Here is a 24,337-nt window from a genome sequence, read left to right as displayed (position 1 = left end):
CGAGGAGCTCGCGACAAATTGCGCAGCAATTTTGCGCGGATGCGACGAAGCAATCCAGACTGCCTCCGCAGAGAGATTCTGGATTGCTTCGCTTCGCTCGCAATGACGGAGGATAGAGCGGTGACCGCCGCTCTACCGCGCTTCGTGCACGCTCTTGCGGAAGCGCTGGATCAAACGGAGCGTGCGCGAGGACCAGCCTTCGCCGTCGCCCTTGATCAGCTCGCGGATGCGCCGCTTGATCGGCTCGACGAGTTCGGTCGCCTTGGCACGCAGCCGCAGCACCAGCTCGTAGAGGCGCTCGAACCAGTGCATCTCCAGCAGCTTGTCGCGCGTGACGTCGAATACGAAGGCGGTGACGCCGACGCCCAGCATTTTTGCGAACAGGAACGTGGAGACGCCGGTCAGCCAGTATTGATGCGTGAGCAGCCACAGGCCGATCAGCTTGAGCGGAAACAGCGGGATGATCGGCACCACGAACACGATCAGCGTCATCGCCGGGGACAGTGCATCGACGCGGTCGGCCAGCCACTCCTTCACGCGGGCGAGCGGGATCAGTGCGACCGCCCGCGCGACGACAGGCTCGAGATGGTCCCACAGCCAGGCTTCGATCAAAAAGATGATCGCAAGCAGGACCCAGACCGGTTGAAGAAGGCGGCGTAGCATGTGATGTCCCGCCCGATTCGGCCCTGGGCGTGACCTACATATGGATGGCCCGCTTGCCGACTGCAAGCGCGGCTTCCTTGACGGCCTCGGAGCGGGTCGGATGCGCGTGGCAGGTGCGGGCGAGATCCTCCGCACTGCCGCCAAATTCCATGAGAACGCAGGCCTCATGGATCATTTCGCCGGCTTCGATGCCGATGATGTGCACGCCGAGCACGCGGTCGGTCTTCGCATCTGCGAGAATCTTCACGAAGCCGTCAGTGGTCTGATTGACCTTGGAGCGGCCGTTGGCGGTAAAAGGAAACTTCCCGACGGTGTAGGCGACGCCGGCCTGCTTGAGTTCTTCCTCGGTCTTGCCGACGGAGGACACTTCCGGGGTGGTATACACCACCCCCGGGATCACGTCGTAGTTCACGTGGCCGGCCTGGCCTGCGATGATCTCCGCAACCGCGACGGCTTCATCCTCGGCCTTGTGCGCGAGCATGGGGCCGGCGACGACGTCGCCGATGGCGTAGACGCCCTTCAGGCTGGTGGCGAAATGCGGATCGATCTGGACGCGGCCGCGCGCATCGAGCGCAACGCCGGCTTCCTTCAGCCCGAGGCCCTCGGTGTAGGGCACGCGGCCGATGCAGACCAGCACGACGTCGGCTTCCAGCGTCTCGGCGGCACCGCCGGCGGCAGGCTCGATGGTCGCCTTCAGCGCCTTGCCTGAGGTGTCGACGGCGGTGACCTTGGCGCCAAGCTTGAAGGCAAAACCCTGCTTCTCGAGGATGCGCTGGAATTGCTTTGCGATCTCGCCGTCCATGCCGGGCAGGATGCGATCCAAAAATTCGACCACGACGACTTCGGCGCCGAGCCGCTTCCACACCGAGCCGAGCTCGAGGCCGATCACGCCGGCACCGACGATCAGGAGCTTGCCGGGCACCTTGTCCAGCGACAGCGCGCCGGTCGACGAGACGATGCGCTTCTCGTCGATCTCGATGCCCTTGAGGCGCGCGATGTCCGAGCCGGTCGCGATCACGATGTTCCTGGTCTCGATCAGCTGCGACTTGCCGTCGGCGGAGACCTCGACCTTGCCGGTGCCGAGGATCTTGCCGGTGCCCTTGAGCACGTCGACCTTGTTCTTCTTCATCAGGAACTCGACGCCCTTGACGTTACCGTCGATGCCCTGCTGCTTGAAGTTCATCATCGCGGGAAGATCGAGCTTGGGCGACGACACCGACACGCCCATCTTGGCGAAGGAGTGCCCGGCTTCCTCGAACATCTCGGAGGCATGCAGCAGCGCCTTCGAGGGCATGCAGCCGACGTTGAGACAGGTGCCGCCTAGCGTCGCGTTCTTTTCGACCACGGCGACTTTCATGCCGAGCTGGCTGGCGCGCACCGCGCAGACATAACCGCCAGGTCCGGTGCCGATGACGACGAGATCGTAGGGTGCCATGAGAGAAAGTCCCGTAAGTTTAGCGTGATGAGGATGTGTCAGCGTCCGCGCGGCGCGTCAGCGTCCGCCGGACACATCGAGAATGGCTGAGGTGACGTAGGAGGCATCGTCCGACAGCAGCCAGACGATGGCATTGGCGATTTCGTCCGCAGTGCCGACGCGCTTCATCGGAACCATATGGGCCAGGCGATGATGTCGGTCGGGCTCGCCGCCGGAGGCGTGAATTTCGGTGTCGATCAGGCCGGGGCGGATCGCGGCAACGCGAATGCCTTCGCTAGCGACCTCATAGCCGAGGCCGATGGTGAAGGAATCGACCGCGCCCTTGGACGCGGCATAATCGACATAGGTGTTGGGCGCGCCGAGCTTGGCGGCGACCGACGACAGATTGACGATGACGCCGCCCTTGCCGCCATGCTTGGTCGACATGCGCTTGACCGCCTCGCGCGCGCAGAGGATGGAGCCGGTGACGTTGACCGCCAGCACGCGCTGGATGCGCTCGGCCGTCATCTCGTCGACGCGCACCCCGCTTCTACCGACAATGCCGCCATTGTTGACGAGCGCGCCAAGCGTGCCGAATTTGTCGGCCTGCTTGAACAGGTCGATGATGTCGCGTTCCTCGGCAACGTCGCACTTCACCGCGATCGCCTTGCCGTTGCTGGCCTCGATCGTAGCTACCACTTCGTCGGCAGCCTTCTTGTTGCTGGCATAGCCGACCACGACGCGATAGCCGCGCGCGGCGGCCGCAAGCGCGGTGGCGCGACCAATGCCGCGGCTGCCGCCGGTGATGACAACGACTTTATCGGTCACGTCCGCCTCCATCATTCGACAAACGCCGTCGCCCATGCAGGCGACGGCGTCTTCAAAGCATCGGGGATCAGAGATCGAGCACCAGGCGTGCCGGATCTTCCAGGCTCTCCTTGACGCGAACCAGGAAGGTGACGGCTTCCTTGCCGTCGATGACGCGGTGGTCGTACGACAGCGCCAGATACATCATCGGGCGGACCTCGATCTTGCCGCCGACGACCACCGGGCGATCCTGGATCTTGTGCATGCCGAGGATGCCGGACTGCGGCGCGTTCAGGATCGGGGTCGACATCAGCGAGCCGTAGATGCCGCCGTTGGTGATGGTGAAGGTGCCGCCCTGCATCTCGTCGATCTTGAGCTGGCCGTCACGAGCGCGGCGACCGAAATCGGCGATGGCCTTCTCGATGTCGGCGATCGATTTCTGATCGCAGTCGCGCACGACGGGCACGACGAGCCCCTTGTCGGTGCCGACGGCGACGCCGATGTGATAGTAATTCTTGTAGATCAAATCGGTGCCGTCGATCTCGGCGTTGACGGCCGGGACGTCCTTCAGCGCCTGCACGACGGCCTTGGTGAAGAAGCCCATGAAGCCGAGCTTGGAGCCGTGCTTCTTCTCGAACGCATCCTTGTAATGCGCACGCAGCGCCATGACGTTGGTCATGTCGACCTCGTTGAAGGTCGTCAGCATGGCCGCGGTGTTCTGCACGTCCTTGAGGCGGCGCGCGATGGTCTGGCGCAGGCGGGTCATCTTGACGCGCTCTTCGCGCGCGGCGTCATCGGCAGGCGACGGCGCGCGGACCTGCACGGCGGCGGCGGGCTGGTTCACCGGGGTCGGCGCGGAGGCCGCACGCTCGATCGCAGCGAGCATGTCGCCCTTGGTGACGCGGCCATCCTTGCCGGAGCCCGGAACGGTCGACGCATCGATGCCGCTCTCGGCCGAAATCTTGCGCACGGACGGAGCGAGCGGCGCATCGGCCGGCGGTGCTTTTGGCGCAGCGGCGGCAACCGGAGCGGCAGCGGCAGGCGCCGGAGCAGCTGCAGCAGGCTTGGCGGGTGCGGCGGCGGACTTGGCAGCACCGGCGCCATCGGTGATCTGGCCGAGCAGCGCACCGACTGCGACGGTCGCGCCATCGGCGGCGATGATCTCGCTCAGCGTGCCGGCCGAGGGCGCCGGGACCTCGATGGTCACCTTGTCGGTCTCGAGCTCCACCAAGGGCTCGTCGACGGCGACCGGGTCGCCGGCCTTCTTGAACCAGCGGCCGATGGTGGCCTCGGTGACGGATTCGCCGAGCGTCGGCACACGAATTTCAGTCATGGTCTTTTCCTTAAGGAGATCGCCGGTGCGGTCGAGAATTTTCAGGTGCCATCGCCCGCAAAAAGCAAGCCATCCAGCAGGCCGGACGTTCGCAGTCGCGACCTACTGAATGACCCGCCTTTCGGCGGGACATGACGCAGTTCAAAAAAGTTCAGCTCAGTGCTTCGTCCAGGAACGCCTTCAGCTGCGCCTGATGCTTGGACATCAGACCCGTGGCGGTCGCGGCGGAAGCGGCGCGGCCGACATAACGCGGACGCCGGCTCGCACCGTTCACCTGGTTCAGCACCCATTCCAGATAGGGCTCGATGAAGTGCCAGGCGCCCATGTTGCGCGGCTCTTCCTGGCACCAGATCACTTCCGCCTTCTTGAAGCGGGACAGCTCGGCCACCAGCGCCTTCAACGGCACCGGATAGAGCTGCTCGACGCGCATCAGGTAGATGTCGTCGATGCCGCGCTTCTCGCGCTCCTCGTAGAGGTCGTAATAGACCTTGCCCGAGCACAGCACGATGCGGCGGATCTTCTCGTCCGGAACGAGCTTGATCGGCTCGTTCGGCAGCATCTGGGCGTCATCGTAGAGAATGCGGTGGAAGGTCGTTCCCTTCGCCAGCTCCTCAAGACGCGAGACCGCACGCTTGTGACGCAGCAGCGATTTCGGCGTCATCATGATCAGCGGCTTGCGGATCTCGCGATGCAGCTGACGGCGCAGCACGTGGAAGTAGTTCGCCGGCGTGGTCGGGTAGACCACCTGCATGTTGTCTTCCGCGCACATCTGCAGGTAACGCTCGAGGCGCGCCGAGGAATGCTCCGGTCCCTGGCCCTCATAGCCGTGCGGCAACAGGCAGACGAGGCCGGACATGCGCAGCCATTTGCGCTCGCCCGAGGAGATGAACTGGTCGAAAACGACCTGCGCACCATTGGCGAAGTCGCCGAACTGGGCTTCCCACAGGGTCAGCGTGTTCGGCTCGGCGAGCGAATAGCCGTATTCGAAGCCGAGCACCGCTTCTTCCGACAGCAGGGAGTTGATGACCTCGTAATGGCCCTGCTCGTTGCCGAGATGGTTGAACGGCGTGTAGCGGCTCTCGTCCTCCTGGTCGATCAGGACCGAATGGCGCTGCGAGAAGGTGCCGCGCTCCGAATCCTGTCCGGAGAGGCGGACGTGGTGGTTTTCGGAAAGCAGCGAGCAGAACGCGAGCGCCTCGCCGGTCGCCCAGTCGATGCCGTTGCCGCTGTCGATCGCCTTGGCACGATTATCGAGGAAACGCTGGATGGTGCGGTGAACGCGGAAGCCGTCCGGCACCTTGGTGATCTTGCGGCCGATATCCTTCAGCGTCGCGATGTCGACGCCGGTGACGCCGCGCCGCGCATCCTCTTCCTGGTCGGCGATCTTGAAGCCGGCCCATTTGCCGTCGAGCCAGTCGGCCTTGTTCGGCTTGTAGGAGGTGCCGGCCTCGAACTCGGCATCGAGCCGCGCGCGCCAGTCGGCCTTCAGCTTGTCGACCTCGCCCTCGGTGACCACGCCCTCGGCGATCAGGCGCTTGGCATAGAGCGACAGCGTCGACGGATGCGCCGCGATCCGCTTGTACATGACCGGCTGGGTGAACGCCGGCTCGTCGCCCTCGTTGTGACCGTAGCGGCGATAGCACCACATGTCGATCACGACCGGCTTGTGGAATTTCTGCCGGAACTCGGTCGCGACCTTGGCCGCGAACACCACGGCTTCCGGATCGTCGCCGTTGACGTGGAAGATCGGCGCGTCGATCATCTTCGCGACGTCCGACGGGTAAGGCGACGAACGAGAATAACGCGGATAGGTGGTGAAGCCGATCTGGTTGTTGACGATGAAGTGCACGGAGCCGCCGGTGCGGTAGCCCTTCAGGTCCGACAGGCCGAAGCATTCCGCCACCACGCCCTGGCCCGCGAATGCCGCGTCGCCATGCATGAGCAGCGGCATCACCGAGATGCGCTGGTCCGGCGGATCGCCGTGCTGGTCCTGCTTGGCACGCACCTTGCCGAGCACGACGGGATCGACGATCTCGAGATGCGAGGGGTTGGCGGTCAGCGACAGATGGATGCGGTTGCCGTCGAACTCGCGGTCCGAGGAGGCGCCGAGGTGGTACTTGACGTCGCCGGAGCCTTCGACGGCGTCGGGGTTGGCCGAACCGCCCTTGAACTCGTGGAACAGCGCGCGATGAGCCTTGCCCAACACCTGGGTCAGCACGTTGAGGCGGCCGCGATGCGGCATGCCGAGCACGATTTCCTTCACGCCGAGATTGCCGCCGCGCTTGATGATCTGCTCGAGCGCGGGGATCAGCGCTTCACCGCCGTCGAGGCCGAAGCGCTTGGTGCCGGTGAACTTGGTGTCGCAGAACTTTTCGAAGCCTTCGGCTTCGACCAGCTTGGTGAGGATGGCGCGGCGGCCTTCCCGCGTGAACGAGATTTCCTTGTCCGGCCCCTCGATGCGCTCCTGGATCCACGCCTTCTGCGCGGCATTGCTGATATGCATGAACTCCACGCCGAGCGTCTGGCAGTAAGTGCGCTCGCAGATCGCGGTGATCTCGCGCAAGGTGCCATATTCGAGGCCGAGCACGTGATCGAGGAAAATCTTGCGGTCGAAATCGGCTTCGGTGAAGCCATAGGTGCGCGGGTCGAGCTCTTCGCGGTTGCGCTGGGCTTCGATGCCGAGCGGATCGAGCTTGGCGTGGAAGTGACCGCGCATGCGATAGGAGCGGATCAGCATCAGCGCACGGACGGAGTCGCGCGTGGCCTGGAGCAGGTCGGCGGAGGAGATGTCGGCGCCCTTGGCTTGCGCCTTGGCGGCGATCTTGCTGCCGACCGCCTTCTCGACTTCGGCCCAATTGCCGTCGAGCGCGGAGGTCAGGTCGTCCTTGGGGGTCAGCGGCCAGTTGTCGCGCTCCCAGGACGGACCTTCGGCGTTCTTGAGGACGTCAGCCGGCTGGTCGTTGAGGCTCTTGAAGAATTCCTGCCACTCGGCGTCGACCGAGGACGGGTCCTTCTCGTAGCGGGCGTAGATTTCGTCGATGTAGGTGGCGTTGGTGCCCTGCAAAAATGATGACAGGGCAAAGGCTGCGTTCGCGTCCTGGCGAGACATACTGGGTTCCTGGCGATTTCGGTTCGCGCATAACAAACGGCGCTGGCGCCGAGCTCCCCGACAGGGCTCGCCGCGACAGGCACCCTTTACCCCATTTGCTGCGAAACTTCGCCCGGAAAAGCACGAAGGAGTGAATTAGCCTTTCAACTTTTCGGCAAGCGTGTGGCCGAGGCGTGCCGGCGACGGCGACACTGTAATACCTGCGGATTTCATCGCTTCGGTCTTGGAACCGGCGTCGCCCTTGCCGCCCGAAATGATCGCCCCGGCATGGCCCATGCGGCGGCCCGGAGGGGCAGTGACGCCCGCGATGAAACCGACCATCGGCTTCTTGCGGCCGCGCTTGGCCTCGTCCTTGAGGAACTGGGCGGCATCCTCCTCGGCGGAACCGCCGATCTCGCCGATCATGATGATCGACTCGGTCTTGGCGTCGGCCAGCAGCATTTCGAGGACGTCGATGAACTCGGTGCCCTTGACCGGGTCGCCGCCGATGCCGACCGCGGTGGTCTGGCCGAGGCCTTCCTGGGTGGTCTGGAACACGGCTTCGTAAGTCAGCGTGCCGGAACGGGAGACAATGCCGACCGAGCCGGTCTTGAAGATGTTGGTGGGCATGATGCCGATCTTGCACTCGCCGGCGGTCATGACGCCCGGGCAGTTCGGCCCGATCAGGCGCGACTTCGAGCCGGCGAGCGAGCGCTTCACGCGCACCATGTCGATGACGGGAATGCCTTCAGTGATGCAGACAATCAGCGGGATCTCGGCGTCGATGGCCTCGCAGATCGCATCCGCCGCGCCCGGCGGCGGCACGTAGATCACCGACGCGTCGGCACCGGTCTTCTCCCGCGCCTCGCGCACCGTGTCGAACACCGGCAGGCCGAGATGGGTCGAGCCGCCCTTACCCGGCGAAGTGCCGCCGACCATCTTGGTGCCGTAAGCAATCGCAGCCTCGGAATGGAAGGTGCCGTTCTTGCCGGTGAAGCCCTGGCAGATGACCTTGGTGTTCTTGTCGATCAGGATGGACATGAGGTCTGCTTTCGCGAAACTAACGGAGTGAGAGGGTCAGTGGATGCGGCGGTAGATGCCGGTGAGCACGTCGGCCCAGCCTTCCGCATCCGGCGAGAACTGAATCTTCAACGAGTAAGAGACGTCGTCGATGATCTCATAGACGTGGCGCGCATTGCCGCGAAGCGAGCCGCGCACCAGCGTCAGGGTGTTGCCGACCCAGCCGCCTGATGCGGGCGAGGGCGGCGTGTAGCCAAGCGAATCGTACCAGAACAATTTGTAGGTCCGGTCGTCGCGGTCGTAGGTGAAGAGGCCGTGGGTGGCGAAGACCTCCTTGCCGTCGCGCATCTGCACCGAGTCCTGGATCAGATAGAACCCGTTGAGATCCATGCGCGCGACGGTGCGCGAGGTGGCCGGTCCGCCCGCAGTCCAGCGCGACGGAAAGACCATCTCTTCACCATTCCATTCGCCGGCGAACGCGGCGAGACGCGCATGCTCTGCAAGTGGAGATGATGCGGAGAGATGGTCCTGGGCCATGGCCTTAGCCTCCCTTGACGGCCTTCACGATCTTCTGCGCGGCGTCGTCGAGATTGTCCGCCGGCACCACGTTCAGGCCGGATTCGCGGATGATCTTCTTGCCGAGCTCGACATTGGTGCCTTCGAGGCGAACCACGAGCGGCACGCTGAGGCCGACCTCGCGAACCGCAGCGGTGACGCCTTCGGCGATCACGTCGCACTTCATGATGCCGCCGAAGATGTTGACCAGGATGCCCTTCACGTTGGGGTCGGCGGTGATGATCTTGAACGCGGCCGCGACCTTCTCCTTGCTGGCGCTGCCGCCGACGTCGAGGAAGTTCGCCGGCGCCATGCCGTAGAGCTTGATGATGTCCATCGTCGCCATGGCGAGACCGGCGCCGTTGACCATGCAGCCGATATTGCCGTCGAGCGCGACATAGTTGAGGTCGTATTTCGACGCCTCGATTTCCTTGGCGTCTTCCTCGGTCTCGTCGCGCAGCGCGAGCACCTCGGGATGGCGGAACAGCGCGTTGTCGTCGAACGACACCTTGGCGTCGAGCACGCGGAGCTGACCCTGCTTGGTCACGACCAGCGGGTTGATCTCCAGCATCGACATGTCCTTGGCGACGAAGGCCGCATAGAGCTGCGCGGTGAGCTTTTCCGCCTGCTTGGCGAGATCACCCGAGAGCTTCAGGGCATTCGCGACGGTGCGGCCGTGATGGCCCATGATGCCGGTCGCCGGGTCGACCGAGAAGGTCACGATCTTCTCGGGGGTGTTGTGCGCAACGTCCTCGATGTTGACGCCGCCTTCGGTCGAGACGACGAAGGAAACGCGCGAGGTTTCGCGGTCGACCAGGATCGAGAGATAGAACTCCTTGTCGATGTCGGAGCCGTCTTCGACGTAGAGGCGGTTGACCTGCTTGCCGGCCGGGCCGGTCTGCACCGTCACCAGGGTGGCGCCCAGCATCTGCTTGGCGAATTCGGAGACTTCGGCGGCCGACTTGGCGATGCGGACGCCGCCCTTGTCGCCGGCCGAGGCTTCCTTGAACTTGCCCTTGCCGCGGCCGCCGGCGTGAATCTGGCTCTTCACCACCCAGACCGGACCGGGCAGCGCCATGGCTGCGGCAGCTGCGTCCGTGGCACTCAGGACCGGAACGCCCTTGGAGATCGGCACACCGAACTCGCTCAGCAGCGCCTTGGCCTGATATTCATGAATATTCATATGGTCGCTCCCTGAAGCCGCGGGCGGTGACCTCATGGGCCCACCTCAGTCTTGTGGCTGGCATACCATATACCACAGGAACTGCAACCCGGATTCTCTCTCGTCGGATATCCTGGACCCAGACCCCGCCCAGCCTTCAGCAAGGATTGCATCAGGGGTCCGGAAGTGAAACCGCCGAAGACCGGGTGTCGGTCTTCGGCGGGATTGTTGCGCCTTAACGGCCGAGAAGATCGGGGGCGATCTTCTTGCAGGCATCGACCAGGCCCTGCACGGCGCCGACCGACTTGTCGAAGGCCTCGCGGTCCTTGCCGGCGAGTTCGATCTCGACGACGCGCTCGACGCCCTTGGAGCCGATCACGACGGGCACGCCGACATACATGTCCTTCACGCTGTACTCGCCGTTGAGATAGGCGGCGCAGGGCAGCACGCGCTTCTTGTCCTTCAGATAGCTCTCGGCCATCGCGATGGCGGAGGCGGCCGGGGCGTAGAAGGCCGAGCCGGTCTTGAGCAGATTGACGATCTCGGCGCCGCCGTTGCGGGTGCGGTCGACGATCTCGTCAAGGCGCGCCTGCGAGGTCCAGCCCATCTTGACGAGGTCGGGCAGCGGGATGCCGGCGACGGTGGAGTATTTCACCAGCGGCACCATGGTATCGCCATGGCCGCCGAGCACGAAGGCGGTGACGTCTTCGACCGAGACGTTGAACTCGTCGGCCAGGAAGTAGCGGAAGCGCGCGGAGTCGAGCACGCCGGCCATGCCGACGACCTTCTTGTGCGGCAGGCCGGAAGCCTTCTGCAGCGCCCAGACCATGGCGTCGAGCGGATTGGTGATGCAGATGACGAAGGCGTCGGGAGCATACTTCTTGATGCCGGCACCGACCTGCTCCATGACCTTGAGGTTGATGGAGAGGAGGTCGTCGCGGCTCATGCCGGGCTTGCGCGGCACGCCGGCGGTGACGATGCAGACCTTGGCGTTATCGAGAGCCTCGTAGGAGTTGGCGCCGGTGTAATGCGCGTCGAAACCGTCGACCGGGGAGGACTGCGCGATGTCGAGCGCCTTGCCCTGCGGCACGCCCTCGGCGATGTCGAACATCACGACGTCGCCCAGCTCTTTCAGGCCGATGAGGTGAGCCAGCGTTCCGCCGATCTGGCCGGAGCCAATCAAAGCAATCTTGTCGCGCGCCATGTGAACCTGTCCTTTAGACACGTGAGGAGGGGAAAACTGAGAGGGTGGTTATCCCTTTCGCTTCCCCCGTTCAAGTCGGTGGATGCCCATTTGTCGGGCTTGCCGCGTTTCCGGCCAGCACAACCCGGGCCGTCATTCGGGGGCGTCCGCGCCATTGCGCGGGCGAACCCGGAATCTCGAGATCGTCGCGCGAGATTCCGGGTTCGCGCTGACGCGCGCCCCGGAATGACGGAAAGATAGGACTAAGTCTCGACCAGGCCCTTGGTGGAGCCGCTGGCGGTGGAGTCCTTGCGGCCATGAGGCAGCGCCAGATAGGATTCCGAGCTCATCTCGATCAGGCGCGAGGCGGTCCGCTTGAACTCCATCGCCTCGGTGCCCTCATCGGCGATGTAGAGCGAGATCGGATTGGCGCCGGCCGAGGCCATCAGCTTCACGGCATTGTCATAGAGCGTGTCGATCAGCGTGATGAAGCGCTTGGCGGCGTTGCGCTGGGAGAAGTCCATCACTGGAATATGGTCGACCAGGATGGTGTGATAGTCGTGCGCCAGCCTGAGGTAGTCGGATGCGCCCAGCGGCTTCTCGCAGAGATCGGCGAAGGCAAAGCGCGCGACGCCGTGAGCCGAGCACGGCACGTGCAGGGTGCGGCCCTTGATCTGGATATCGCGCGACTTGCATTTGGCATTGCCCGTCATCTTCGCCCAGGCGCGGTTGAGCGCCGTGTCGGCATCGCCATCCGCCGGCGTCAGCCACATCGGCACGCCCTGGAGCTTTTCCAGCCGGAAGTCGGTGCGCGCGTCGAGCCGTGTCACGTCCATGTGGTCGGTGATCTGCTTGATGAAGGGCAGGAACAGCGCGCGGTTGAGGCCGCCCTTGTAGAGATCGTCGGGCGCGACGTTGGAGGTTGCGACCACGACGGTGCCGAGCTCGAACAGCTTTGCGAACAGGCGGCCGAGGATCATCGCGTCCGCGATGTCGGTGACGTGGAATTCGTCGAAACAGAGCAGCCAGCTCTCCTCGAAGATCGCATGCGCCGTCAGCGCGATGACGTCGCCATCGGGGATCTGTCCGCGCGCGATGCTCTGGCGGTAGTCGTAGATGCGCTCGTGCACGTCGGCCATGAATTCGTGGAAATGCGCGCGGCGCTTGTGCTCGACATTCGAGTGCTGGAAGAACAGGTCCATCAGCATGGTCTTGCCGCGACCGACCTCGCCGTGGACGTAGAGCCCGCGCGGCGCCTCGTCCTTGTCGCCGCCGTTGAACAGGCGGGCGAGCAGGCCCGGCTTGCGCCTGGGGCTGTAGTTCGCGAGCCGCAGATCCAGCGCCGTATAGGCTTCGGCGACTTCGGCCTGCGCGGCATCGGCCTCGATCGCGCCGGAGGCGATCTGGGCCTGATAGGCTTCGCTGAAGGAGGAATTTGGGGTGGAGAGCATCGCCCTTTACCGCCAGAGACCGGCGGAAATTGCAAGCCGTGAAATGGTGGACGGGCTATGCGGATTCTTCTCCCTCGCCCCGCTCTTGCGGGGCCGCGACGAGCTTCGCTCGCGCTGAGAGGGCTGGGGTGAGGGGCCTCTCTCCACACGTGAGATGGTAGAGAGACCTGTACCCCCTCACCCGGATCGCAAGAGCGATCCGACCTCTCCCCGCAAGCGGGGAGAGGTGAAGATAGACCTCACGCACATAGCTCGTAGGCGTCCTCGACCACATATGGGCCGCCGCCGGTCGATGCGCGCGAGGAGAACAGCACGAAGCGTTCGGCCATGAAGGCCTTGCTCGGGAAGTAGCCGCGGATCGAGAGATAGTCGGCGACGTCGCGGTCGGTGGCGTCGTGCAGCCGGGCCAGCGTGACATGAGGGATGAATTTGCGCCCTTCCGGATCGAGGCCGATCCGCTGCATCATCCGTTCCAGCTCGGCTTGCAGATCCATCAGCGGCTTGCTCGGTGCGATGGTGGCGACCACGGCGCGCGGCTTGCGGCCACCGAAGCTCTGCAAGCCCTGCACCTTCACTTCGAAGGGCTTGCGATCGATGCGAAACAACATCGATGCGATCTCGTTGGCGGAGGCGCCGTCGATATCGCCGATGAAGCGCAGAGTGACGTGATAATTTTCGGGATCGATCCACCGGGCGCCGGGAAGGCCACCTCTAAGATTGGAAAGCGACTGGCCAATCTCGGCCGGAATTTCCAGACCAGTGAACAAACGCGGCATCGTTTCGCACTCCCGATGCTTGGGTACAGTCCTCAGAGCCAAGGACCCTATCCAAATTAGAGCCGGCGACGAATCACCGGTACCCTGATTCCTATCGCAGTTGTGTGACTCTGCGAAGTGCTGCCAAGGCTACACCCGAAAAACCCTGGGTGTTAGGGTTAGCATTGCCTGCTTTTCAACGGCGTTGCTCGCCGATCGTGCGCACGAATGCCTCCACGGTGGGCAGCATCTTGTCGACGATGATGTCGACGCCTGCAGCGGTCGGATGAATGCCGTCGGCCTGGTTGAGTTTCGCGTCGGCCGCGACGCCGTCGAGGAAGAACGGATAGAGCGGCACGTCGAACCGTTTCGCCAGTTCCGGATAAATCGAATTGAAGCGCGCGCCATAGTCCGCGCCGAAATTCGGCGGCGCCAGCATCCCACACAACATCACGGCGATCTTGCGCGCCTTGAGACGCTGAACGATGTCGGCGAGCGCCGCCCGCGTCAAGTCAGGGTCGATGCCGCGCATGGCGTCGTTGGCGCCGAGTTCGACGATCACGCCCTCGGTTCCCTCAGGCACCGACCAGTCGAGCCGGTCGCGGCCGCCGGACGCGGTGTCGCCCGACACGCCGGCATTGGTCATGTCGATCTCTATACCCTTGGTCTGCAAGGCTTTTTTCAGTTTGGCCGGAAACGCATCCAGGGCCGAAAGGCCAAGACCAGCGCTCAAGGAATCGCCGAGGACGACGAGCTTGATCGGCTTTGCCGCGTCCGCCCAGGCGGGACCCGGGAGCGTCATCAAAGCGAGCATCAACACGGCTATGTGCATGAACAATCCGTAACGCCTCTCGACCGCGCTATCGGACTTGCCATATGACCGGACCATGGACATCAGCATCGCTTCCTCGTCACTCGCCGGCACCGCGCCGGACACCATCGCCATCTCCAACGTCAATCTCTCATTGGGGTCGGGGGCCGCACGCGTTCACATCCTCAAGGATATCAGCTTGCGCGTCGGCTCGGGGGAGACGATCGGCCTGATCGGCCCGTCAGGCTCGGGCAAATCCACGCTGCTGATGGTGATGGCGGGGCTGGAGCGTCCTGATAGCGGAGAGGTGGTGGTGGGTGGCACGCCTTTCAATGCCCTCGACGAGGACGCGCTGGCCCGCTTCCGCGGCCGCCAGGTCGGCATCGTCTTCCAGTCCTTCCATCTGATCCCGACCATGACGGCGCTGGAGAATGTCGCGGTGCCACTCGAGCTCGCCGGCAATCCTGATGCCAGCAAGCGCGCGGCAAACGAGCTGCAATCGGTCGGCCTCGGCGACCGCCTGCATCATTATCCGACGCAGCTCTCCGGCGGCGAACAGCAGCGCGTCGCGCTCGCGCGCGCGCTGGCGCCCGATCCCGCCATCCTCGTCGCGGACGAGCCGACCGGCAATCTCGACGAGGCGACCGGCAAGCAGATCATCGACCTGCTCTTCACCAAGCATGCCGAGCGCGGCATGACCTTGGTGCTGGTCACGCACGATTCCTCGCTGGCGCATCGCTGCGATCGCGTGATCCGCCTGCGCTCGGGCCGCATCGACACGCAGACGACGAACGCATGAGCGTCGCCGCCCAACCGTTTGCGAAGCCGAACGGCGTTGCGCTGTCGCTGCGCTATGCCTTGCGCGAATTGCGCGGTGGCCTGCGCGGCTTCTACGTCTTCATCGCCTGCATCGCGCTCGGCGTGATGGCGATATCAGGTGTCGGCTCGGTGTCGGCGAGCCTGAGCGACGGCCTCGCGCGCGAGGGGCGCACGCTGCTCGGCGGCGACGTCTCGTTCGTGCTGTTTCAGCGCGAGGCCAAGCCCGAGGAAGTCGCCTTCCTGCGCTCGCGCGGCACCGTCTCCGTGGCTTCGACCTTGCGCGGCATGGCGCGCTCGGGCGACGGCAAGCTGGCGCTGGTCGAGATGAAGGCGGTCGATGACACCTATCCGATGCTCGGGCAGCTGACGCTGGCGCCGCAGCTGCCGCTGGCGGATCTGCTCGCGGAGAAGGACGGCGCATTCGGCGCCGCCGCCGACCCGGCGCTGCTGGCGCGGCTCTCTGTCAAAATTGGCGACCGCGTCACCATCGGATCCGCAACCTTCCAGATCCGCAGCGCCGTCGAGGCCGAGCCCGACAAGCTTGCCGGCGGCATTGGCTTTGGTCCGCGCTTCCTGATCAGCGAGGCCGCCTTGCGTGCCACCGGACTGATCCAGCCCGGCAGCCTGGTGCGCTGGGTCTACCGCGTGAAGCTGCCGGATGTCGCCAACAGCGACCGCGCCACCGACGGCTTCATCGCGGATGCGCGCAACGCCGCGCCAGAGGCCGGCTGGGAGGTGCGCAGCCGCTCCAACGCCTCGCCGCAGCTCGAACGCAACATCAGCCGCTTCACGCAATTCCTGACCCTGGTCGGCCTCGCCGCACTGCTGGTCGGCGGCGTCGGCGTCGCCAATGCGGTGAAGAGCCATATCGATCGCCGGCTCGAGGTGATCGCGGCGTTCAAGGCCGTCGGCGCCACGGGCCGCGACGTGTTCGGCATTTACCTCGCGCAGGTCGTTTTGCTCGCCGCGATCGGCTCGGTGATCGGGCTGGCGCTGGGAGCAGCGATGCCGTTCGCCATCGTCGGCCTGTTCGGCAAGCTGCTGCCGCTGCCGGTGGTGCCGGCCGTGCATGAGGGCGAGCTCGCGCTGTCCTTCGTCTACGGCCTGCTCACCGCGCTCGCCTTCGGCCTGTGGCCGCTCGGGCGCGTGCATGACGTGCCGGTCGCGGCGCTGTTCCGCGATACCGTCGCCGCCGAATGGCACCGGCCACGGCTGGGCTATCTCGTGTTCATGGGGGTCGTCATCGCGCTGCTGGTTGCCGTGGTGATCGGCCTGTCCTTCGACAAGCGCATCGCCGCGGTGTTCGTGATCTCCTCCGTCGTCGTCTTCGCTGTCTTGCGCGGCGTCGCCGGCCTGCTGATGGCGATCGCGCGAAAACTGCCGCGCACGCGCTTCACCATGCTGCGGCTGGCGATCGCCAACATTCACCGGCCGGGCGCGCTGACGCCATCGGTCGTGCTGTCGCTCGGGCTGGGTCTCGCCGTGCTCGTCACCATCACCCAGATCGACGGCAATCTGCGCCGGCAGTTCCTGGCCGCGCTGCCCGACCGCGCGCCGTCATTCTACTTCATCGATATTCCAAGTACGCAGGCCGTTCCCTTCGACGACTATCTGCGCCGGATCGCTCCTGGCGCGAAGGTCGAGGACGTGCCGATGCTGCGCGGGCGCATCGTCGCCGCCCGCGGGGTCCGCGCCGAGGACCTCAAGCCCACGACCGATTCCGAATGGGTGCTGCAAAGCGACCGCGGCCTGACCTATACCGGCGAGCTGCCGAAGGGTTCCAAGGTGGTCGAGGGCGAATGGTGGGGCGCCGATTATTCCGGCCCGCCGCTGGTCTCGATGGAGAAGAAGATCGCCGATGGCCTCGGCCTCAAGCTCGGCGACGAGATCGTGGTCAACGTGCTCGGCCGCGACATCCCGGCGAAGATCAGCAATCTGCGCAACATCGACTGGCAGGGATTGGGTATCAATTTCGTGCTGGTGTTCTCGCCGAACGCCTTCAAGGGCGCCCCGCACACCCACATCGCGACGCTGACCGAAGCCTCGGGCGATGCAACCGGCGACGGCAAGATCATCAAGCAGGTTGCGGATGCTTACCCAATGGTGACGAGCGTGCGCGTACGCGAGGTCATGGAGACGGTCGGCGCGGTCGTGACCAATCTGGCGCTCGCGATCCGCGGCGCCAGCGCCGTGACGCTGATCTCGGCGATCCTGGTGCTGGGCGGCGCGCTCGCCGCCGGCCATCGCCACCGCGTCTATGATGCGGTGATCCTGAAGACCCTGGGCGCGACGCGGCTGCGGCTGCTCGGCGCCTATGCGCTCGAATATCTGCTGATCGGCCTTGCCACCGCAATGTTCGGCGTGATCGCCGGCAGCTTAGCTGCCTGGATGATCGTGACGCGGCTGATGACGCTGACCTTCGTCTGGCAGGGTGCAAGCGCGGCCGCCGTGGTTGCCGCCGCCCTGGTCGTCACCGTCGGGCTCGGCCTCGCCGGGACGCTGCTGGCGTTGAACAAAAAGCCCGCCACGGTGTTGCGGAATTTGTGATAAAAGGTCGCGGCCGGCCGCGCGGGAGCGGAATCGCGCCATTCCCGCGGTTAACCACGTCTGCTTGTCAGGCTCACGTCAGGATTGCGCCGCAAGGGCGACATTCGGCCGCGCGTGGACCGTTGCGGTGAATGTGTTAGTTTCCCACATATCGGATGGGTTCGGAGCCCCGATTGTTAGCCAAAATTAATGTCGGCAGGCATCGGTATCCGAGATAGAATTTGACGAACCGGCGGCATGGCAACCCCTGTGCCGGGCCGGGCCAACCAACGGGAATTCGACCATGTCGGACCTAGACCGCAATTACGCTTCTCCTTTCGGCAGGGCCGCCGGGCGTGTTGACGCCGCGACGGTCGACGCCGGACTGCGCGCCTACATGCTGCGCATCTACAATTACATGAGCATTGGCCTCGCCATCACCGGCCTTGCCGCGCTCGGTGTCTACATGGCCGCCGTGACCGATGTTCCGACCCCGGAAGCGGTTCGCGTCGGCAAGCTGTTCCTGACGCCGTTCGGCTACGCGATGTTCGTGAGCCCGCTGAAATATCTGTTCATGCTGGCGCCGCTCGCCATGGTGTTCGTGATCTCCGCGGGCATCAACCGTCTGGCCCCCTCGACCGCCCAGATCCTGTTCTGGGTGTTCTCGGCGCTGATGGGAGTCTCGCTGTCGACCATCTTCCTGGTCTACACGCATGACTCGATCGTGCGGGTGTTCTTCATCACCGCGGCGACCTTCGGCGCGCTGAGCCTCTACGGCTACACCACCAAGCGTGACATGAGCGGCATGGGCTCGTTCCTGTTCATGGGCCTGATCGGCATCATCATCGCGAGCCTGGTGAACCTGTTCCTGGCTAGCTCAGCGCTGCAGTTCATCGTCTCGGTCATCGGCGTGCTGGTGTTCGCCGGCCTCACCGCCTGGGACACCCAGCGGCTGAAGAACGAGTATATCTACGGCTACGCGTCGGCCGGCGGCGACATCGCCGAACGTGCGGCCATCACCGGCGCGCTGTCGCTGTACTTGAACTTCATCAACCTGTTCACGCTGCTGCTGCAGCTGCTCGGCCAGCGCGACTAAGCGCTAGACCAGAGCGAACGGACACGAACCCCGGCCGAAAGGCCGGGGTTTTTGTTTGGGGCCGACGGCCTCCCCGTCATTGCGAGCGCAGCGAAGCAATCCAGAGTTCCTCCGCGGATGCATTTCTGGATTGCTTCGCTGCGCTCGCAATGACGATGTGGAAACAGCATTGCCCCTTCCAGCCGTCGCGAGGACGCTCTAATCTTCGCCCCATGTCCGCACCCGAAATCAGGCCCACCATCGAGGCCGACCTTCCCGCCATCACCGCCATCTACCAGCAGGCCGTCCGCGAGGGCACCGCGACGTTCGAGCTGGATCCGCCTGACCTCGCCGAAATGACGCGCCGCTATCGCGTCCTGGTCGACGGCGGCTATCCCTATTTCGTCGCTGTGATCGACGGCAGCGTCGCCGGCTACGCCTATGCCGGCGCCTACCGGCCGCGTCCGGCCTATCGCTTCACGGTCGAGAACTCGATCTATCTCGATCCCGCCTTCCACCGCCGCGGCATCGGCTCGATGCTGCTGCAGCGGCTGATCAGCGAATGCGAGGCGCGCGGCTTCCGCCAGATGATCGCCGTGATCGGCGATTCCGCCAATGCCGGCTCGATCGGCGTGCACACCAGAGGCGGCTTCAAGATGATCGGCACGCATCCCAATGTCGGCCTGAAATTCGGCCGCTGGCTGGATACGGTGATGATGCAGCGGGATCTCGGTGAAGGCGCGAGGTCGGTGCCGGGGAAGTAGGTCGGTCTCGTAGCCCGGATGGAGCGAAGCGAAATCCGGGACAGCTCCATCCACGGATACAGCGGCCCCGGATTGCGCTGCGCTCCATCCGGGCTACGGGAGCGCCGCTACACCACCGCCAGCTTCCGATCGATCACCAGCAGCACGCGCTCGAGCTCGTGGCCGCGGCGCAGGATCAGGCCGGTCGCCGAGATCACGCTGTACATGCCCTGCTTGCGCGCGAGCCGCGGATCTTTCTCGATCCGGTAGATCGGCACTTCGGAGGCGCGGCGAAAGACCGAGAACACCGCGCGGTCTTTCAGGAAATCGATGGCATAATCGCGCCACTCGCCGTCGGCGACCATGCGGCCATACAGATTGAGAATTCGGTGCAGCTCGAGCCGGTTGAATGTCACCCGGCCGGGTTGGGCATTCGCAGCGGCGGGGCGCGCCACTGCGCGCTGCTCGCTCGGATCGGCATCCTCCGACGTCAAGCTCATGGGGCGCCTCCTCATCGCATCAAGCATGACCGCCTCCGCGAAGACCGTCCCCGGAACCGCGGATCATGACATCTCCATGATCGCGCCAACTGTTCCCGCCCGCAAGGGGCTCTTGAACGGCCGCCGAAGGACCGGGCCAACCTCGCCAACGGCCAGCTCATCATGACACACGGGGCGGTGGAACTTCTCAGCGGCAAACCGTCACGGCATCGTTAGCAGGAATCACAGGATCGCCGCTTTTCCGCCCACCGCCCGCCGCCCTGCATTGCGAAAAGACTGGTGTGCGTTGACCCGGTCCTTTCGGTTCCGGATTCCTCAGCCCCCAGCCCCCCGGGGTCGAACAGGATCGGGTCTGTACGCGCGACAAGGAGGGCCAACGCAAGTTGGTCCTTTTTTGTTTGTGGCGGGGTGTTTCACACCATTGTCATTCCGGGGCGCGCCACTTGGCGCGAACCCGGAATCCATTGGGCGACAGCACGCGCGGTGAAATGGATTCGCGCTACGCGCGCCCCGGAATGACGAAAGACAGATTGTCCTGAGAGAATTCTACGCGCGCTTCAATGCAGCGACGTGTACGCCGCCCCCAACATCGGGCCAGGCCTCTCGCGGCTGCCGTCCTGGACGTAGACCACCGCACCATCGACGCCATCGCGCGACGTCAGATTTTCGATCGGCACGGTCCAGCTTTCCGGATGTCCGTGCCAGTCGCCGACCTTCAGTACATTGCGCACGACGTTGTGGTAGGTGATCTGCTGCCCGCGGTTCTCGCCGCGACTGATCTCGATTGGCACCGATTTCACGATCGAGCAGATCCAGACCTCGCCATGCGAGACCGTCGGCTCGTTGCTCGCAGCAACCGACACATTGATCTGCTTGCCCGCGAGCGACATGGTCACCGGCACGCTCATGACGCCGGTGCCAGCGTCGGTCTTGCCGATCGCGCTTTCGATGCCGGCGCGGTCGCTGCCGATGACATGCGCGGCGCCGTTGACCACGACCTGCGGCGTGTAGACCTCGCGGTCACCACGCATACGCGAATAGGCGCGCTGCCGCGCCGAGAAACGTGAATCCGCCAGCGTATCCTTCCAGCCTAGATAATCCCAATAATCGATCGGCATGCTCAACGCGATGATCGAGGGGTCCTTGGCGAGATCGCCGATGACCTTGTCGGCAGGCGGGCACGAGGAGCAGCCCTGCGAGGTGAAGAGCTCGACCACGGCGCGGGGATCCGCCTGGGCGGGGCGGATGACGGCGACGATGGCGCAGATGCCGAGTGCTCCTGACCAGAATGCTCCGGACCATCGCGAAACGAAATTGGAAACCATCATGCCAGTCATGTTGAAAGTCACACAGGTCACTCGTTGGGGGAAGATCTTATCGCCTGATGGTCACCGTAATCTTACGGGCGCGGTCCATTCAACTATCCAAGCAAACGTCCGAGGCAGGATTTTGCGGGACGAACCCATCCGAAACATACCGCAAAACGTACGAAGGCGGCCTTTTGATAGGCCGCCTTGGTTTAACCTTCTACTCACGTCGCGGTGAGCCACCGTTCACAAATTCGCGCTTAAGCCGCGAGTTTACGCAGCACATAGTGCAGAATGCCGCCGTTCCGGTAGTAATCGAGCTCATCCAGCGTATCGATGCGGCAGAGCAGCGAAACGCGCTGCAGCGAACCGTCGCCCGAGACGATTTCCGCGGTCAGCTTCTGGCGCGGCTTGAGTTCGCCGACCAGGCCACGCAGCGTGACCTTCTCGTCGCCCTTCAGGCCAAGCGACGACCACGAGGTGCCTTCCTCGAAGGTCAGCGGCAGCACGCCCATGCCGACCAGGTTGGAGCGATGGATGCGCTCGAAGCTCTGGCAGATCACGGCGCGAACGCCGAGCAGGCGCGTGCCCTTCGCAGCCCAGTCGCGCGAGGAGCCGTTGCCGTACTCGGCGCCGGCGAACACGACGAGCGGCACCTGCTCCTGCTGGTACTTCATCGCGGCGTCGTAGATCGACATCTGCTCGCCGTCGGGCCAGTGCTTGGTCAGACCGCCTTCGGGGATGTTTCCATCCGCGCCCTTCAGCATGAAGTTCTTGATGCGGATGTTGGCGAAGGTGCCGCGCATCATCACTTCATGATTGCCGCGACGCGTGCCGTATTGGTTGAAGTCGGCCGGGCGCACCTGGTGCTCGCTGAGATATTTGCCCGCAGGCGAGGTGAGCTTGATCGAACCGGCCGGCGAGATGTGGTCGGTGGTGATCTTGTCGCCGAACATGGCGAGGATGCGCGCCTCGACGATATCGGTAACAGGCTCCGGCTCCTTCTTCATGCCTTCGAAATAAGGCGGGTTCTGCACATAGGTCGACGACATGTTCCAGCGATAGGTCTCGCTCTCGACCGTCTTGATCTTGCGCCAGTTGGCGTCGCCCTTGAACACGTCGGCATACTTCTTCTTGAAGATCGTCGAGGTCACGAACTTCTTCATGAAGGCGTTGATCTCCTTCGTCGTCGGCCAGATGTCCTTCAGGTACACCGGCTTGCCGTCCTTGCCTTCGCCGATCGGCTCGACGGCGAGGTTCTTGGTGACGCTGCCGGCGAGCGCATGCGCGACCACCAGCGGCGGCGAGGCCAGATAGTTCGCCTGCACGTCGGGCGAGACGCGGCCTTCGAAGTTGCGGTTACCCGAGAGCACCGCGGCGGCAACGATGCCGTTGTCGTTGATCGACTTCGAGATCTCCTCAGGCAGCGGACCGGAATTGCCGATGCAGGTGGTGCAGCCGAAGCCGACCAGGTTGAAGCCGACCTTGTCGAGATCCTTTTGCAGGCCGGAATCGGCGAGATAGCCCGCAACCACCTGGCTGCCCGGAGCGAGCGAGGTCTTCACCCACGGCTTGGCCTTGAGGCCCTTTGCAGCCGCGTTGCGCGCCAACAGGCCGGCGCCGATCAGCACGCTCGGGTTCGAGGTGTTGGTGCAGGAGGTGATGGCCGCGATGACGACGTCGCCATGGCCAATCTCGAAGTCCTTGCCCTCGACGGGGAAGCGCTTCGTGGGCTCCTCGGCCTTCTTGTACTCGGTGCCGAGCGCGAGCGAAAAACCCTCGGCGACCGACGGCAGCGCGATGCGGCCTTCGGGACGCTTCGGACCCGCCATCGACGGCACGACGTCGGCGAGATCGAGCGTCAGCGTCTCCGTGAACACGGGATCGGCCGACTTGGCGGTGCGGAACAGGCCTTGCGCCTTGGCATAGGCCTGCACCAGCGCAACGCGCGGCGCGGCACGGCCCGAGGTCTTGAGGTAGTCGATTGCGGCGGCGTCGACGGGGAAGAAGCCGCAGGTCGCGCCATATTCAGGCGCCATGTTGGCGATGGTCGCCTTGTCGGCAACGGAGAGGTTGTCGAGGCCGGGACCGAAGAATTCGACGAACTTGCCGACCACGCCGAGCTTGCGCAGCATCTGCGTCACGGTCAGCACGAGGTCGGTCGCGGTGACGCCTTCCTTCAGCGCGCCCTTCAGCTTGAAGCCGACGACGTTGGGCAGCAGCATCGACAGCGGCTGACCGAGCATGCAGGCTTCCGCCTCGATGCCGCCGACGCCCCAGCCGAGCACGGCCAGACCATTGACCATGGTGGTGTGCGAGTCGGTGCCGACCAGCGAGTCAGGGTAGGCAACCTCGAAAGTGCCGGTCTTCTTGCCGACCGTCATCTTCTCCTTCTTGGTCCAGACCGTCTGGGAGAGATATTCGAGATTGACCTGGTGGCAGATGCCGGTGCCGGGCGGCACGACCGAGAAGTTCGAGAACGCCTTCTGGCCCCACTTCAGGAACTCGTAGCGCTCCTGGTTCTGCTTGTATTCTTCCGTGACGTTCTTGGCGAAAGCCTTGTTGTCGCCGAAGAAGTTCACGATCACGGAGTGGTCGATGACGAGATCGACGGGGACCAGCGGGTTGATCTTCTCAGGCTCGCCGCCGAGCTTCTGCATCGCATTGCGCATGGCGGCGAGGTCGACCACGGCCGGAACGCCGGTAAAATCCTGCATCAGCACGCGGGCCGGGCGGAACGCGATCTCGTGCTCCAGCGACTTCTTGCGCAGCCATTTCGAGACGGCGACGATGTCTTCCTTCTTGACCGAGCGGCCGTCTTCGTTGCGGAGCAGGTTCTCGAGCAGGACCTTCATCGAATAGGGAAGTTTCGAAATTCCTTTCAGACCATTCTTCTCGGCCGTGGGCAGGCTGTAATAGACATAGGTCTTGGCGCCGACCTTGAGGGTCTTTTTGCATTTGAAGCTGTCGAGCGAGGTCATGTAGGAAATCCCAATTGTTAGACATACCCGGCAGGGTATTTTAACACCGTCAGCGTAGCAGGCTGGGTCGCTTGCAGGGGCAGGTTAAGTTGCTGCATCAAGTAGTTCCGGGCTTATAGAAGTTTTCTAACCGCGCCGCCACAG

Annotated in this window: 19 protein-coding genes; 4 read left to right on the top strand and 15 right to left on the bottom strand. The window is 64.2% G+C overall.

What is annotated here, in order from left to right; translation table 11 throughout:
• Positions 1-132: 132 nt before the first annotated feature.
• From ACNJX9_RS01925 to ACNJX9_RS01870, 12 genes are all read right to left on the bottom strand, one after another.
• On the bottom strand, positions 133-663 hold the full coding sequence (locus ACNJX9_RS01925; protein WP_057740756.1) for a hypothetical protein: 531 nt from the start codon (positions 661-663) through the stop codon (positions 133-135).
• A gap of 34 nt (positions 664-697) precedes the next feature.
• A complete protein-coding gene (gene lpdA, locus ACNJX9_RS01920; RefSeq protein WP_439407641.1) occupies positions 698-2,098 on the bottom strand; it encodes a dihydrolipoyl dehydrogenase in 1,401 nt (466 codons plus the stop codon).
• Between the two features lie 57 nt (positions 2,099-2,155).
• Positions 2,156-2,917: an SDR family oxidoreductase gene (locus ACNJX9_RS01915; protein WP_083513842.1), complete on the bottom strand. Its 762-nt coding sequence runs from the start codon at positions 2,915-2,917 to the stop codon at positions 2,156-2,158.
• Between the two features lie 55 nt (positions 2,918-2,972).
• The gene (gene odhB / locus ACNJX9_RS01910) at positions 2,973-4,217 is read right to left on the bottom strand and encodes a 2-oxoglutarate dehydrogenase complex dihydrolipoyllysine-residue succinyltransferase (protein WP_057740752.1); all 1,245 of its coding nucleotides are present in this window, start codon (positions 4,215-4,217) and stop codon (positions 2,973-2,975) included.
• Positions 4,218-4,368: 151 nt separating this feature from the next.
• Complete coding sequence (locus ACNJX9_RS01905; protein WP_057740750.1) at positions 4,369-7,326, bottom strand: 2-oxoglutarate dehydrogenase E1 component; 2,958 nt, start codon at positions 7,324-7,326, stop codon at positions 4,369-4,371.
• A 135-nt stretch (positions 7,327-7,461) separates the two neighbouring features.
• Positions 7,462-8,346, bottom strand: coding sequence for a succinate--CoA ligase subunit alpha (sucD, locus tag ACNJX9_RS01900; protein ID WP_439407640.1), 885 nt, complete (start codon positions 8,344-8,346; stop codon positions 7,462-7,464).
• Between the two features lie 36 nt (positions 8,347-8,382).
• The gene (locus ACNJX9_RS01895; protein ID WP_057740743.1) at positions 8,383-8,862 is read right to left on the bottom strand and encodes a DUF1579 family protein; all 480 of its coding nucleotides are present in this window, start codon (positions 8,860-8,862) and stop codon (positions 8,383-8,385) included.
• 4 nt (positions 8,863-8,866) lie between these two features.
• Positions 8,867-10,063 carry an ADP-forming succinate--CoA ligase subunit beta gene (sucC, locus tag ACNJX9_RS01890; RefSeq protein WP_057740740.1) on the bottom strand — a complete coding sequence of 399 codons (1,197 nt, stop codon included), beginning with the start codon at positions 10,061-10,063 and terminating at the stop codon, positions 8,867-8,869.
• Between the two features lie 214 nt (positions 10,064-10,277).
• Positions 10,278-11,246: a malate dehydrogenase gene (mdh, locus tag ACNJX9_RS01885; protein WP_027572983.1), complete on the bottom strand. Its 969-nt coding sequence runs from the start codon at positions 11,244-11,246 to the stop codon at positions 10,278-10,280.
• 242 nt (positions 11,247-11,488) lie between these two features.
• Complete coding sequence (gene zapE / locus ACNJX9_RS01880; RefSeq protein WP_439407639.1) at positions 11,489-12,676, bottom strand: cell division protein ZapE; 1,188 nt, start codon at positions 12,674-12,676, stop codon at positions 11,489-11,491.
• 239 nt (positions 12,677-12,915) lie between these two features.
• A complete protein-coding gene (gene thpR / locus ACNJX9_RS01875; protein WP_220004977.1) occupies positions 12,916-13,452 on the bottom strand; it encodes an RNA 2',3'-cyclic phosphodiesterase in 537 nt (178 codons plus the stop codon).
• A 175-nt stretch (positions 13,453-13,627) separates the two neighbouring features.
• A complete protein-coding gene (locus tag ACNJX9_RS01870; protein ID WP_439410235.1) occupies positions 13,628-14,263 on the bottom strand; it encodes an arylesterase in 636 nt (211 codons plus the stop codon).
• 55 nt (positions 14,264-14,318) lie between these two features.
• Between ACNJX9_RS01870 and ACNJX9_RS01865 the strand changes: the two genes are divergently transcribed.
• The 4 genes from ACNJX9_RS01865 to ACNJX9_RS01850 all read left to right on the top strand — a co-directional run bounded on the left by ACNJX9_RS01865 (position 14,319) and on the right by ACNJX9_RS01850 (position 19,426).
• Positions 14,319-15,041, top strand: coding sequence for an ABC transporter ATP-binding protein (locus tag ACNJX9_RS01865; protein ID WP_439407638.1), 723 nt, complete (start codon positions 14,319-14,321; stop codon positions 15,039-15,041).
• Positions 15,038-17,608, top strand: a complete 2,571-nt coding sequence (locus tag ACNJX9_RS01860) for an ABC transporter permease (protein WP_439407637.1) — start codon at positions 15,038-15,040, stop codon at positions 17,606-17,608. Before ACNJX9_RS01865 ends, ACNJX9_RS01860 begins: the two co-directional genes overlap by 4 nt.
• A 283-nt stretch (positions 17,609-17,891) precedes the next feature.
• A complete protein-coding gene (locus ACNJX9_RS01855; protein ID WP_439407636.1) occupies positions 17,892-18,683 on the top strand; it encodes a Bax inhibitor-1/YccA family protein in 792 nt (263 codons plus the stop codon).
• Positions 18,684-18,895: 212 nt separating this feature from the next.
• Positions 18,896-19,426, top strand: a complete 531-nt coding sequence (locus tag ACNJX9_RS01850) for a GNAT family N-acetyltransferase (protein WP_439407635.1) — start codon at positions 18,896-18,898, stop codon at positions 19,424-19,426.
• A 107-nt stretch (positions 19,427-19,533) separates the two neighbouring features.
• Here the strand turns inward: ACNJX9_RS01850 and ACNJX9_RS01845 are convergent, their stop codons facing one another.
• The 3 genes from ACNJX9_RS01845 to acnA all read right to left on the bottom strand — a co-directional run bounded on the left by ACNJX9_RS01845 (position 19,534) and on the right by acnA (position 24,193).
• Positions 19,534-19,905 carry a DUF2794 domain-containing protein gene (locus tag ACNJX9_RS01845; RefSeq protein ID WP_057740723.1) on the bottom strand — a complete coding sequence of 124 codons (372 nt, stop codon included), beginning with the start codon at positions 19,903-19,905 and terminating at the stop codon, positions 19,534-19,536.
• 557 nt (positions 19,906-20,462) lie between these two features.
• Positions 20,463-21,242, bottom strand: a complete 780-nt coding sequence (locus ACNJX9_RS01840; protein WP_057740721.1) for a DUF1223 domain-containing protein — start codon at positions 21,240-21,242, stop codon at positions 20,463-20,465.
• A 230-nt stretch (positions 21,243-21,472) separates the two neighbouring features.
• The gene (acnA, locus tag ACNJX9_RS01835) at positions 21,473-24,193 is read right to left on the bottom strand and encodes an aconitate hydratase AcnA (RefSeq protein ID WP_057740719.1); all 2,721 of its coding nucleotides are present in this window, start codon (positions 24,191-24,193) and stop codon (positions 21,473-21,475) included.
• Between the last annotated feature and the right edge of the window lie 144 nt (positions 24,194-24,337).

The sequence above is a fragment of the Bradyrhizobium sp. BLXBL-03 genome, from assembly GCF_051853015.1.
Lineage (GTDB): Bacteria > Pseudomonadota > Alphaproteobacteria > Rhizobiales > Xanthobacteraceae > Bradyrhizobium > Bradyrhizobium manausense.
The sequence above is the reverse complement of the archived record's forward strand: the minus strand, read 5'-3'. Positions and strand labels throughout refer to the sequence as shown.